Below are 12,038 nucleotides of genomic sequence, written 5' to 3'. Positions count from 1 at the left end.
TCAGGAGGCCGCGCGGTTTTGTTTTGTGCGCGGCGGGTGTTTGCGTGCGGCGGTGGGCACGGACGCTGGCGACGTGGCGGTGGACGGCGCGTCCTTCGTGCGCTTCGCGCGGCGAGGGGCAACGGAGGCCGCAATGGCCTCGGCGGCTTTGGTTGCTTTCGTGGCAGACGGGCGGCGGGTCGATGCGGACGCGGCGCCTTCGCGTCCGCTCGTGGCGGGTTTGCCGCTGGCTGCCGATGTTTTTCCTTTCGACGAAGCGGGCACGGCAGGCTTGTCCTTTTTTACCGGAGTGTCGCGCGATGCAGTCTTTCTTGCGACCGCATCGCTGTCCGGCTTCGTGCGCTTCGCGACCGGTGTGGCTTTTGTTGCCTTGGGCGGCTTCTCGGCCTGCCCGGTCTTGGCGGTCTTTCCGGACTTGTCTCCCTTCTCGGCTTTCCCTGCCTTTCCGGTGCTTTTTTCCGTCTTCGCAGTCTTCGCCGCGCGCTCGACGTTCTCCGCCTTCGCCTTCTTCCGCCCGCGCGCACCGACCTTCTTCAACCCGGCCGCATCACCACTCGTATCGACGGCCACCACGGCAGGCAGCACCGACTCCAGCGTCCGCACCCCGGCGGCCAGTTCCCGCTTCTGCGCAGCCGTGAGCCGCTTCACCCAGTATTCGGCGCGCGACGCGCTCGACCGGTCGGGTAGCGGAAACGACGCGAGCACCGCACGCGGCTTGCGCGAGCGCGTGTAGCGCGCGCCCTTGCCGGATGCGTGCTCGTCGAAGCGCGCGGCGACGTCGGTCGTGATGCCCGTGTAGACGCTGTCGTCGGCGCATTCGATCAGATACAGAAACCAGGACATGGCAGGGCGGCGGGATGCGAAGCCGCCAGTGTCTCAGAAAAAGTGCCCGTCAACGCCACCGATCGCCGTGTCCGTCACGGAAGCGGCTCGGCGCCGCGCCGAGTTCGCGCGTGAAGAAGCGCGTGAACGCGCTCGTCGAGCGGAAGCCGACCCGCACGCCGATCTCGCCGATCGGCAGTTGCGTGTTCAGCAGCAGGTCGCGCGCTTCACCGAGCCGTGCCTGTGCGACGAGCGCGTGAAACCCGACCGCTTCGCGATGCAGCCGCCGACGCAGCGTCCAGCGCGACATCGCGAAGCGCGTGCACACGTGCTCCATCAGCGTGTCGGCCGGCACGTCGACTTCGTCGGACGTGCGCAGCCAGTCGCGTACGCATTGCTCGACCGACGAGCCGAACGTCGAGCGGGCGCGCACGCGCTCGCGTGCGGTGTCGGCCGCGTGACGCTGGATGCCGGCGAGCGGCGCGTTGTAGCGCTCGAACGGCGTGTCGAAGCGCGTGGAGCGCAGCACGAGGCGGTTGTGCGCGGCGTCGAACGACACCGGCGCGCCGAGCATGTCGCGCAACGCGGCGGCGGGCGCGAACGCGCGGCCGGCGAATGCGGCGTCGTCGATGTACACGTGCGGATCGTACAGGCGCGCGAGCGCCGCAAGGATCGCGAGGTTGGCGAACGCGCTGCCCGCGTGCCGACCGTCCCCTTCGTTCACGTACTCGAGTGCGATCGCGTCGCCGTTGTCGTGCGCGAAGACCCAGTCGACGTTGCCGATCAGCTCGCGATAGTGCAGGTAGCCGTGCAGCGCGTCGCGCAGCGTCGCCGCGTTGCACGTGACGCCCGCGAGTTCCGGGAACGGCACGAGCCACGGCACGGCCTGCGGCGGCGGGCGATGCCACGACAGCGGCCATTCGCTCGTCAGCCGCATCGCGGCGACGTGCCGGTCGCCCGCGACGCGTCGCGTGTCGTCCGCCAGCTCGGCCGGGCCGATGCCGAGCGTCTCGTAAAGCGGCGCGAGATCGATGCCGTTCGCGCGCGCGTCTTCGCACAGCCAGCGGTAGATCCGGACGGATACCGATTTCTGTCGCAACTCCATGTCTGTCTCCCTGTCGTCATGCCGTTCGGGTTTGTCCCCGCTGCGAGAGGTCAACGCATGCTCCTGCCGGTCAAGCATGGTGACCGGTCGATTTTTAGACTCGGACGCTGGAGTTTGGCGACAAGTACAACAGATCGATTCAGGAGGATCAATGAAAACTTCGCTGTTCCGGTGTTCGACGATTGCGTCGGCGTGCGCGCTCACGGTGCTGCTCGCGTCGTGCGGCGGCGACGACATTCACGCAGGCCCGGCCGACCCCGATGCCACGGCCGACCAGCGCGCGGCCGCGCTCGTCGCGCAACTGACGACCGACGAGAAACTGCAGCTCGTACACGGCACGGGCATGCCCGCGCTCGACATGGGCGGCCCGTTCCCGGCCGACGCGCTGAACGGCGCGAGCTACATCCCGGGCGTGCCGCGGCTCGGCATTCCGGCCGTCAGCAGCGCTGATTCGGCAGGCGGCGTGAACGTGAAGAACGCGCGCGTGACCGCGCTGCCCGCGCCGGTCGCGCTCGCCGCGACGTGGGACCCGGCGCTGGCCGGCACCTACGGCACGCGCATCGCGCTCGAGTTGCGCGCGCTCGGCTTCGCGGAAGGGCTCGGCGGCGGCGTGAATCTCGCGCGCGAGCCGCGCAACGGCCGCACGTTCGAATACATGGGCGAGGATCCGGTGCTGGCAGGCACGCTGAGCGCCGCGCGCACGCAGGCGACGCAGGCGCAGAAGGTGATCGCGACGATCAAGCATTTCGCGTTCAACGACCAGGAAACCAACCGGATGACGATCGATTCGGTCGTCGACGAGCGAACCATGCGCGAGGCCGAACTGCTCGCGTTCGAGATCGGCGTGAAGGACGGTCAGCCGGGCAACGTGATGTGCTCGTACAACAAGCTGAACGGCGTGTATGCGTGCGAGAACCCGTATCTGCTGACCACGGTGCTGAAGAACGAATGGGGCTTCAAAGGCGTCGTGCAGTCGGACTGGGGCGCGACGCATTCGACGGTCGCGGCCGTGCAGGCGGGGCTCGACGAGGAGGAGCCGGGCGCGGCGGACGACAACAACGCGCCGCTCGGCTCGTTCTTCAACACGAAGCTGCGTGCCGCGCTGCAGGCCGGCAGCGTGTCGGCCGCGCGGCTGAACGACATGGTGCAGCGCAAGCTGCGCACGCTGATCCGCATCGGCGTGATGGACGCGCCGCCGAAACCGGGCGGCGCGATCGACGAAGCGGCCGGCAACGCCGATGCGCTCGCGATTGCGCGGCAATCCGCGGTACTGCTGAAGAACGCTGCCGCGCCGGGCGATGCGCAGCCGGTGCTGCCGCTGGCGGCCGGCGCGCTGAAGTCGGTCGTCGTGATCGGCGGGCATGCGGACGCGGGCGTGCTGTCGGGCGGCGGCTCGGGCGCGGTGCCGGCGATCGACGGCAATGCGGTGACGTCCTGCCAGCAACCGGCCGACATGCTGTTCGGCGGCTGTGCGACCTGGTACAAGTCCGCGCCGCTCGCGGCGATTCGCGCGAAGGCGCCGAACGCGTCGGTCAGCTATCTCGACGGGACCGACGCGAATGCCGCGGCGAGCGCGGCCGCGCAGGCCGATGTCGCGATCGTGTTCGCGACGCAGTGGCAGACGGAGGGGCTCGACCTCGCGAGCCTGTCGCTGCCCGATGCGAAGGCCGATCCGTACAACCAGCAGTACGACCAGAACGCGCTCATCGCGGCCGTCGCGGCGAAGGCGAAGCGCGTGATCGTCGTGCTCGAGAACGGCAGCCCCGTGCTGATGCCGTGGCTCGCGAACGTGCATGGCGTGCTCGAAGCGTGGTATCCGGGCGCGCAGGGCGGTCAGGCGATCGCCGACCTGTTGTTCGGCGATGCAAACCCGTCGGGCCGGCTGCCGCTGACGTTCCCGAAGCAGGAGGCCGACCTGCCGCAGGCGACGATCGATCCGGCGCGCACGCAGACCGTCTATGCGGAAGGGCTCGCGTACGGCTATCGCTGGTTCGACGCGAAGGCGATCGAGCCGTTGTTCCCGTTCGGCTACGGGCTGTCGTACACGACGTATGGTTTGTCGGCGATGTCCGCGCAGGCCGATGCAGCGGGCAACGTGACGGTCGGCGTGACGGTGAAGAATACCGGCGCGCGGGCCGGGGCGCAGACGGTGCAGATCTACGCGGCGCTGCCTGCGTCGCTCGGCGAGCCGCCGAAGCGGCTCGTCGGCTGGACCAAGGTTGCGCTGCAGCCGGGCGAGGCGCGTACCGTCAGCGTCGCGGTGCCGGCGCAGCGTTTTGCGGTCTGGGATGCGAATGCGCATGCCTGGCGGATTGCCGCAGGCAGCTACGGGCTGTCGGTGGCGGCTTCGTCGCGCGATCCGCAGGCGTTGTCGCAGACGGTGACGCTCGCCGGGCACTGACCCTGACGCGGCCGTATGGCTTGCGGCGAGGCCGGTCGTGGTCTCGCCGCAGGCCGGTGGGCGTAATGACGCTACGCGGTGCCGCGCCGGAACGGATTGTGTTCGCGCAATTCGTCGACGTACGCGTGGATATGGTCGGTCTCGCGTTCGAGAAAGCGCGCGACGGCGTCCGAGAACGCCGGGTGCGCGAGCCAGTGCGCGGAGTGCGTGACGGTCGGCAGGAAGCCGCGCGCGAGCTTGTGTTCGCCCTGCGCGCCGCCTTCGAACGTGTCGAGCCCGGCCTCGATGCAGAATTCGAGCAACTGGTAATAGGCCGTTTCGAAATGCAGGCACGGCACGTGTTCGACCGCACCCCAGTAGCGGCCGTACAGCGTGCCGCCGCCGTGTTCGCCGCACCGGTAGACGGCGAGCGCACTCGCGATCGGCTGGCCGCCGGCTTCCGCGATCACGAGCAGCAGGTTCTCGGGCATCGTCGCGCCGATCGCGCGGAAGAAGTCGAGGTTCAGGTACGGGCTCGAATAGTGTTCGCGATAGGTCTGCCGGTAGCAGCGCGAGAAGAAGCGCCAGTCGGCGTCGGTGATCTGGTCGCCGGTGAGCCGGCGGAACGTCACGCCCGCGTCGTGCACCTTGCGCCGCTCCGCGCGGATGTTCTTGCGCTTCTTCTGCTCGAGCGTGCCGAGAAAATCGTCGAAGTGACGGTAGCCGTCGTTGATCCAGTGGAACTGCACGCCTTCACGCAGCATCATCCCCATCGATTCGAGCAGTGCCGCTTCGTCGCCGGTCGAGAACAGCACGTGCAGCGACGACACGTCGCTCTGCTCGGCGAACGCGAGCAGCGTGGCCGCGAGCCGGCGGCGCGCGTCGTCGTCGGCCGCGAGCAGGCGCGTGCCCTGCACCGGCGTGAACGGCACCGCGCACAGCAGCTTCGGGTAGTAGGGCAGGTCGTTGCGCTGGTACGCGTCGGCCCAGGCCCAGTCGAACACGTATTCGCCGTACGAATGCTGCTTCGCGTAGACGGGTGCGGCGGCCGCGAGGCGGCCGGTGCGCTCGTCGGTCAGCGTGACGAAGTGCGGCGACCAGCCGGTATCGTCGACCGCGCAGCGCGCGACGTGCAGCGCGTCGAGGAATTCGTGGCGCAGGAAGGGCGTCGGCTGCGCGTCGCGGGCGAGCAGCGCGTTCCATTCGTCGGCCGGCACCTCCGCGGGGGACGACAGGATGCCCGTGCGATAATCGATGCGTTCGTGTTTCAAGCGTGAATCCGTACTGTTCTGTGTCACCGGATGCGACGGCCTGCGCGGCCCGCACCGGGACGATTTCGTCAGCCGTTCAGGGCGCGCCGCCAGGCTGCGCCGATCCCGCCATGAAGACCCGACTCGCTCTCGCCCAGATCAACGTCACCGTCGGCGACTTCGCCAGCAACGTCGCGCGGATCGTCGCGGCCGCGCGCGCCGCGCACAACGATGGTGCGCAGCTGATGGTCGCACCCGAACTCGCGCTGTCCGGCTATCCGCCGGAAGACCTGCTGCTGCGGCCCGCGTTCTATGCGGCGGCGGCCTCGGCACTCGACGCGCTCGCCGACGCATTGAAGGCGTTCGACGGGCTCGCGGTGCTGGTCGGCCATCCGCTGCGCGGCGCGGGCGACGGCGCGCACGCGTCAGCCGTCGATGGTAATGCAAACCGCCCGATCGAGCGCGGCGTACCGCCCACCGATACCTACAACGCGGTATCGTTGATCGTCGGCGGCAAGATCGTCGGCACCTACCGCAAGCAGGATCTCCCCAACGCCGAGGTGTTCGACGAGAAGCGCTATTTTGCGACGGACGCCGAGCCGCTCGTGTTCGAGCTGAACGGCGTGAAATACGGCGTGATCATCTGCGAGGACGCGTGGCACGCATCGGCCGCGCAGATCGCGAAGGCGGCCGGCGCGCAGGTGCTGCTGATCCCGAACGGTTCGCCGTACCACATGAACAAGGAAGCGGTGCGCATCGACATCCTGCGCGCGCGGATTCGCGAAACCGCGCTGCCGATGGTGTACGTGAACCTCGTCGGCGGCCAGGACGAGCTCGTATTCGACGGCGGCTCGTTCGTGCTCGACGCGCAGGGCGCGCTCGTCGCGAAGATGCCGCAGTTCGACGAAGGACACGCGATCGTCGAATTCGACGGCGCGCGGCCGCTGCCGGGTGCGATCGCGCCCGAGCTGTCGACGGACGCGCAGGTGTACCGCGCGCTCGTGACGGGCGTGCGCGACTACATCGGCAAGAACGGCTTTCCGGGCGTGCTGATCGGGCTGTCGGGCGGCGTCGATTCGGCGCTGGTGCTGGCCGTCGCATGCGATGCGCTCGGGCCCGAGCGCGTGCGCGCGGTGATGATGCCGTCGCGCTTCACGGCCGACATCTCGACCACCGACGCGGCGGAAATGGCGCGGCGCGTCGGCGTGCGCTACGACGAGATCGCGATCGCACCGATGTTCGATGCCTTCCGCGCATCGCTCGCGGGCGAGTTCGCGGGCCGCGCGGAAGACGCGACCGAGGAGAACATCCAGGCGCGCATTCGCGGCACGCTGCTGATGGCACTGTCGAACAAGTTCGGCTCGATCGTGCTGACGACCGGCAACAAGAGCGAGATGGCGGTCGGCTACTGCACGCTGTACGGCGACATGGCCGGCGGGTTCGCGGTGATCAAGGATCTCGCGAAGACGCTCGTGTACCGGCTCTGCCGCTATCGCAATGAAACGGCCGACTACCCGCTGCGCGACGTGATTCCCGAGCGGATCCTCACCCGCGCGCCGTCGGCCGAGCTGCGCGAGAACCAGACCGACCAGGACAGCCTGCCGCCGTACGACGTGCTCGACGCGATCATGCGGATGTACATGGAAGAGGACCGGCCGCTCGCCGAGATCGTCGCGGCCGGTTATGCGCAGGCCGACGTCGAACGCGTGACGCGGCTCATCAAGATCAACGAATACAAGCGCCGCCAGGCGCCGATCGGCATTCGCGTCACGCATCGCGCCTTCGGGCGCGACTGGCGCTACCCGATCACGTCACGTTTTACCGAACGTCTCGATTGAGCCGTGCTGGGCCGCATGCGGCTCGCAGGCTTACAATCGGGGTCGCGATTTTTCATCCAAACGAGCATTGGGGGACAACCACCATGAAACGCATCACTGCCATCATCAAGCCGTTCAAGCTGGACGAAGTCCGCGAAGCGCTCGCCGAAGTCGGTCTCACGGGCCTGACCGTGACGGAAGTGAAGGGCTTCGGCCGCCAGAAGGGCCATACCGAGCTGTATCGCGGCGCCGAATACGTCGTCGACTTCCTGCCGAAGATGAAGATCGAGGTGGTCGTCGCGGAAGCGCAGGTCGACCAGGTGATCGACGCGGTGATCGGCGCGGCGCGCACCGGCAAGATCGGCGACGGCAAGATCTTCGTGTCGGACGTCGAGCGCGTGATCCGCATCCGCACCGGCGAAGAGAACGAAGCGGCCGTCTGAGCGCGGCCTTCGTCAACGGGCCGCGCAAAGGCGGCCCGCCAATAAAAAACGGTGCGATACCCGGTTGGGTACCGCACCGATACGCGCCTCTCGCAGCAGCGTGGAAAACGTCGTTGAATCGATTCTTTGAGAACGGCGCCTGATCAGAACAGGTGCTGGATACCCGCGTAGACGCCGGTCTGGCTGCCGCCCGGATTCGGGTTGCCCGTCGACACGGCCGTACCGGCGCCGTTCGCGTTCAGGCCGAAGTTGGCGTTCTTGCTGTTGCGCACCGTCGCGACCTGCAGGTCGAACAGCGTGCGTTTCGAGATGTTGTACGAGCCGCCGAGCGTGTAGATGTTCGCGTTGCCGCCGCCGTGGTTCGCGTTCACGTGATACACGGCCGCGATCAGCGCCGCTGCCGGCGTTGCCTGCCACGTCACGCCGCCCCAGACCTGCTGGGTACCCGTCACGCCGGCGTTCACTGCCGGGCCGCCGCTGCCGTCCGCGCGCGATGCCTGGTAGGCCGCTTGCACCTTGAACTGGCCGAGGAACACGTTCACGCCCGCGAAGTATTCACGCGAGTAGTTGAACACGTCCGAGAAGCGGCCGTTGCTGTCGCGCGTTTCGTCGTAGATGCCGCGCAACTGGAACAGCGAATTCGTATAGGTGACCTGTGCGCCGGCTGCACGGCCCGGTTGGCCGGCCGTCGTATTGCCGTTGAAGCTGGTCGAGTTCGAGAACGAGAATTGGCCGTAGAAGTCGAGGCCGTAGAACTGCGGCGACTGGTACGACACGTTGTTGCTGGTCTTGTTCCAGTTGCGGCCGCGCACCAGCGATGCCGTCGACCAGGCCGACTGGCCGAACGGATCGAAGTCCCACACGCCGTTGGCGATCGCGAGCTCGCGACCCAACAGCAGCGTACCGTAGCGGTCGTTGGAGATGCCGACCGTCGCATAACGATCCCAGATCGAGCCGCTGAAGCCGCCCGTCATCGTGTTGAACGCGCCTTCGAGGTGGAACAGGACCTTGTTGCCGCCGCCGATGTCCTCGGTGCCCTTCAAGCCCCAGAGGCTCGTGCCCCAGTCGCCGCTTTCCGCGCGCACTTGGTGGCCGTTTTGCAGGCCGTTCATGTACTCGATGCCGGCATCCAGGCGGCCATACAGCGTGACGCTGCTCTGCGCGTGCGCCGTCACCACCCCAGCAGCCATCAGCGCGGCCGCGACCAAAGCTTTCTTCATCATCTCCTCCATACCCTGTCAAAAAGTCAACCCAGACTGCACGAGATGCCCGGAGCGCGAGCGCCGGGCAAAAGCGGGATAACCAGGGAGACCTCGTGCAGGGCCGGTAAGCGCAGCACGCGGGCAAGCGGACGGAAAACCGTTGAGCGGTCCCGCGCAGCCGGGTCGGCCTGCGGGGTCTCCTTGTAGTGTCGTGAAGCTAAACTACATTTCACGAACTTCGTTTTGCTACTTTGGTTACTAATTTAGCAAAAATACAATTTTGTGGCGATGGAAATCGTTGTTTGACTAACACCTGTCGTCAAATTGCCATGCAACACGGTGCGCAACAGGTGGGGCAAGGGTTTGCAATTAACGGAAAACCCTTGTCCCGCAAGGGAGACACGAATTTCGCAAACAGGGGTCAAGGATTGCCACTATTGACGTTGCAGGGGGCGCGGGCGTAAGCGCCAAATACGAGGAATTGGTAAGTATTTCGTAATGTCCGGGCGGCTGCCGGACGTCGCCGGCCGCAGCCTGTAGCGCTTGCCCGGCAACGCGCAGCGCGGTGTACCAACGTGTGCCGGTCAGGCGGTGGCCGGCTTCGCGTCGAGCAACTGCGCGCGAATCCAGCGATGCGCATCGGTGCGCGCATGCTTCGCGTGCGAGTAGACCTTCACGGTGTAGCGCGGGATCTCGAACGGCGCGGGAAAGATGCGGATCGGCGTCGCGTGCCGCAGCGCTTGCGCGGCGCGGTTCGGCAGGGTCATCAGGAGTGCAGATTCGGCGATCACGAACGGCGCGGCCAGCACGCTCGGCAGCTGCACGGCGACCTGCCGCGCGAGGCCGAGCCGGTCGAGCACGTGGTCGACGACGCCGCGCGACTCGTTCCACGGCGTGACGACCACGTGGCGTGCCGCCAGGTACTGGTCGAGCGTCAGCCGCCGGTGGATGTCCGGATGCGTGGCGCTCGCGATCACGACGTAGTCGTCGGAGAACCAGTCGAAGTCCTCGATGCCCGGCGCGTCGGCCGCCGATTCCTCGTGGTAGCCGAGCGCGAAATCGATGCGGCCGGCCGCGAGTTCATCGACCGAGATCTTCCGGTCGGAATGGACGACGCGGATCCGCAACTGTGGCGCGACATGCTGGATACGCGCGAGAAATGCCGGCAGCACCGCGAACGCCGTGTAGTCGGTCGCCGCGAATACGAACGTGCGGTCGCTTTGCGCGGGATCGAAGCGGCGCGCGCGGGCGAGCCCCTTCGACATCGCGTCGAGCGCGTCGCCGGCCCAGGTGGCGATGTCGTCGGCGCGCACGGTCGGCTGCATCTCGTTGCCGAGGCGCACGAACAGCGCATCGCCGATCGCGTCGCGCAGCCGCGCGAGCGCGTGGCTCAGGGCGGACGGGCTCAACGCGAGCTCGTGCGCGGCTGCGGCGACGGACCGGTGGCGGTACAGCGCGTCGAACACGAGCAGCAGGTTCAGGTCGAGGCGGCGCAGATCAGGATGCATCATGTTCAGGTCCGGATGAAGAAACTGCACTTCCTGCAGGAGCAGCATGAACGTAGCATGACGATCTGATTGGCGCCAGCGCGGGTGCGCGGCGCCGCTTTCCGTTTCAAGTCCGGGCCGTAGGAGGGCTCAAATCGTGCAAATCGACATCCGTTCCGCCACCGTCGCCGACGTGCCGCAGATCCTGCGTTTCATTACCGAGCTGGCCATCTACGAGAAGGCGGAACACGAAGTGATCGCGACGCCCGCGTCGCTCGAGCGCAGCCTGTTCGGCGAAGGCTCGCCGGCGCGCGCGCTGATCTGCGAGGTCGACGGCGAGCCGGCCGGCTTCGCCGTGTATTTCTTCTCGTATTCGACGTGGCTCGCCCGGCAGGGGCTGTATCTCGAGGATCTGTACGTGTCGCCGCGTTTTCGCGGCGCGGGCGCCGGGCTGCGGCTCTTGAAGGCGCTCGCGCGGATCGCGGTGGAGTCGGGCTGCGGGCGTTTCGAGTGGAGCGTGCTCGACTGGAACGAGCCGGCGATCCGCTTCTACGAGAGCGTCGGTGCGGCGCCGCAGAGCGAATGGGTGCGTTACCGGCTCGCGGGCGACGAACTGCGAGCGTTCGCCGACGCCGCGCCGGTCGACGCCGCATAACGCCGCGTCAATGCAAAACGGGCGCCGCGCGGCGAACCGCGGGGCGCCCGTTCACGCGTCGCGACGCGTGGCGTGCTGCATGCGATGTTACTTGAGGCTGCCCGACAGGAACCCGCGCAGGCGCTCGCTCTTCGGGTTCGCAAACACCTCGGACGGCACGCCTTCTTCCTCGACGCGGCCCTGGTGCAGAAACATCACGTGGTTCGACACGTTGCGCGCAAAACCCATCTCGTGCGTGACGACGATCATCGTGCGGCCTTCCTCGGCCAGCTTCTGCATCACCTTCAGCACTTCGCCCACCAGCTCCGGGTCGAGCGCGGAAGTCGGCTCGTCGAACAGCATCACGTCCGGATGCATCGCGAGCGCGCGCGCAATGGCCACGCGTTGCTGCTGGCCGCCCGACAGGTGCGACGGATACTGCTTTTCGACGCGCGGCGCGAGGCCGACTTTCTCGAGATACGTGCGCGCACGTTCCTCGGCTTCCTTCTTCGGGATGCCGAGCACGTTCACGGGCGCTTCCATCACGTTCTCGATCACGTTCATGTGCGACCAGAGGTTGAAGTGCTGGAACACCATCGACAGCTTGGTGCGCACGCGCTGCAGCTGCTTCGGATCGGCCGCGCGCAGCGCGCCGGTCTTGTCCTTCGTGGTGCGCACTTCCTCGCCGTCGACGACGATGCGGCCGGCATTCGGCTGCTCGAGGAAGTTGATGCAGCGGAGCATCGTGCTCTTGCCGGAACCCGACGAGCCGATCACGCTGATCACGTCGCCCGAGTTCGCCTTCAGCGATACGCCCTTGAGCACCTCGTTGTCGCCGTACCGCTTGTGCAGATCGTCGACGAAAAGCTTTTGAGTCTGGGAATTCATCAATAGTCCT

General features: G+C 67.2%; 10 protein-coding genes. 4 read left to right on the top strand and 6 right to left on the bottom strand.

Translation table 11 applies throughout. The features are described from left to right. Together ACN8ZM_RS12985 and ACN8ZM_RS12980 are read right to left on the bottom strand one after the other, a co-directional pair. Positions 1-843, bottom strand: a complete 843-nt coding sequence (locus ACN8ZM_RS12985) for a GIY-YIG nuclease family protein (protein ID WP_420210087.1) — start codon at positions 841-843, stop codon at positions 1-3. 49 nt (positions 844-892) lie between these two features. Further along, positions 893-1,927: a helix-turn-helix transcriptional regulator gene (locus ACN8ZM_RS12980; RefSeq protein ID WP_420210086.1), complete on the bottom strand. Its 1,035-nt coding sequence runs from the start codon at positions 1,925-1,927 to the stop codon at positions 893-895. Positions 1,928-2,078: 151 nt separating this feature from the next. On the opposite strand from ACN8ZM_RS12980, the gene ACN8ZM_RS12975 reads away from it, so the two are divergent. After that, positions 2,079-4,328, top strand: a complete 2,250-nt coding sequence (locus ACN8ZM_RS12975; RefSeq protein ID WP_420210085.1) for a glycoside hydrolase family 3 C-terminal domain-containing protein — start codon at positions 2,079-2,081, stop codon at positions 4,326-4,328. 71 nt (positions 4,329-4,399) lie between these two features. On the opposite strand, the gene ACN8ZM_RS12970 is transcribed toward ACN8ZM_RS12975, so the two are convergent. Further along, positions 4,400-5,578: a GNAT family N-acetyltransferase gene (locus ACN8ZM_RS12970; RefSeq protein WP_420210084.1), complete on the bottom strand. Its 1,179-nt coding sequence runs from the start codon at positions 5,576-5,578 to the stop codon at positions 4,400-4,402. Between the two features lie 110 nt (positions 5,579-5,688). On the opposite strand from ACN8ZM_RS12970, the gene ACN8ZM_RS12965 reads away from it, so the two are divergent. Both ACN8ZM_RS12965 and ACN8ZM_RS12960 read left to right on the top strand, forming a co-directional pair. Next, on the top strand, positions 5,689-7,395 hold the full coding sequence (locus ACN8ZM_RS12965) for an NAD+ synthase (RefSeq protein WP_420210083.1): 1,707 nt from the start codon (positions 5,689-5,691) through the stop codon (positions 7,393-7,395). A gap of 83 nt (positions 7,396-7,478) precedes the next feature. Then, the gene (locus ACN8ZM_RS12960; protein WP_006398637.1) at positions 7,479-7,817 is read left to right on the top strand and encodes a P-II family nitrogen regulator; all 339 of its coding nucleotides are present in this window, start codon (positions 7,479-7,481) and stop codon (positions 7,815-7,817) included. 143 nt (positions 7,818-7,960) lie between these two features. Here the strand turns inward: ACN8ZM_RS12960 and ACN8ZM_RS12955 are convergent, their stop codons facing one another. Next, positions 7,961-9,040 (bottom strand): porin, encoded by a 1,080-nt coding sequence (locus ACN8ZM_RS12955; protein ID WP_043189747.1) that lies wholly within the window; start codon positions 9,038-9,040, stop codon positions 7,961-7,963. A 563-nt stretch (positions 9,041-9,603) separates the two neighbouring features. Next, on the bottom strand, positions 9,604-10,530 hold the full coding sequence (locus ACN8ZM_RS12950) for a LysR family transcriptional regulator (RefSeq protein WP_175022499.1): 927 nt from the start codon (positions 10,528-10,530) through the stop codon (positions 9,604-9,606). A 133-nt stretch (positions 10,531-10,663) separates the two neighbouring features. Here ACN8ZM_RS12950 and ACN8ZM_RS12945 point away from each other — a divergent pair, with 133 nt between their 5' ends. Further along, on the top strand, positions 10,664-11,161 hold the full coding sequence (locus tag ACN8ZM_RS12945; protein WP_043189745.1) for a GNAT family N-acetyltransferase: 498 nt from the start codon (positions 10,664-10,666) through the stop codon (positions 11,159-11,161). Positions 11,162-11,248: 87 nt separating this feature from the next. Here ACN8ZM_RS12945 and ACN8ZM_RS12940 read toward each other — a convergent pair whose 3' ends face one another. Further along, a complete protein-coding gene (locus ACN8ZM_RS12940; protein WP_043189742.1) occupies positions 11,249-12,028 on the bottom strand; it encodes an ABC transporter ATP-binding protein in 780 nt (259 codons plus the stop codon). Positions 12,029-12,038 lie beyond the last annotated feature (10 nt).

Origin of the sequence: Burkholderia aenigmatica, from assembly GCF_048627025.1 — a bacterium.
GTDB lineage: Bacteria > Pseudomonadota > Gammaproteobacteria > Burkholderiales > Burkholderiaceae > Burkholderia > Burkholderia aenigmatica.
This window is presented reverse-complemented; position numbering and strand designations above follow the sequence as displayed.

Coding starts and splice junctions, on each gene's coding strand:
- ACN8ZM_RS12965 (WP_420210083.1), top strand. CDS start 5,689: ATGAAGACCCGACTCGCTCTCGCCCAGATCAACGTCACCGTCGGCGAC.
- ACN8ZM_RS12985 (WP_420210087.1), bottom strand. CDS start 843: ATGTCCTGGTTTCTGTATCTGATCGAATGCGCCGACGACAGCGTCTAC.
- ACN8ZM_RS12960 (WP_006398637.1), top strand. CDS start 7,479: ATGAAACGCATCACTGCCATCATCAAGCCGTTCAAGCTGGACGAAGTC.
- ACN8ZM_RS12975 (WP_420210085.1), top strand. CDS start 2,079: ATGAAAACTTCGCTGTTCCGGTGTTCGACGATTGCGTCGGCGTGCGCG.
- ACN8ZM_RS12955 (WP_043189747.1), bottom strand. CDS start 9,040: ATGATGAAGAAAGCTTTGGTCGCGGCCGCGCTGATGGCTGCTGGGGTG.
- ACN8ZM_RS12940 (WP_043189742.1), bottom strand. CDS start 12,028: ATGAATTCCCAGACTCAAAAGCTTTTCGTCGACGATCTGCACAAGCGG.
- ACN8ZM_RS12980 (WP_420210086.1), bottom strand. CDS start 1,927: ATGGAGTTGCGACAGAAATCGGTATCCGTCCGGATCTACCGCTGGCTG.
- ACN8ZM_RS12950 (WP_175022499.1), bottom strand. CDS start 10,530: ATGATGCATCCTGATCTGCGCCGCCTCGACCTGAACCTGCTGCTCGTG.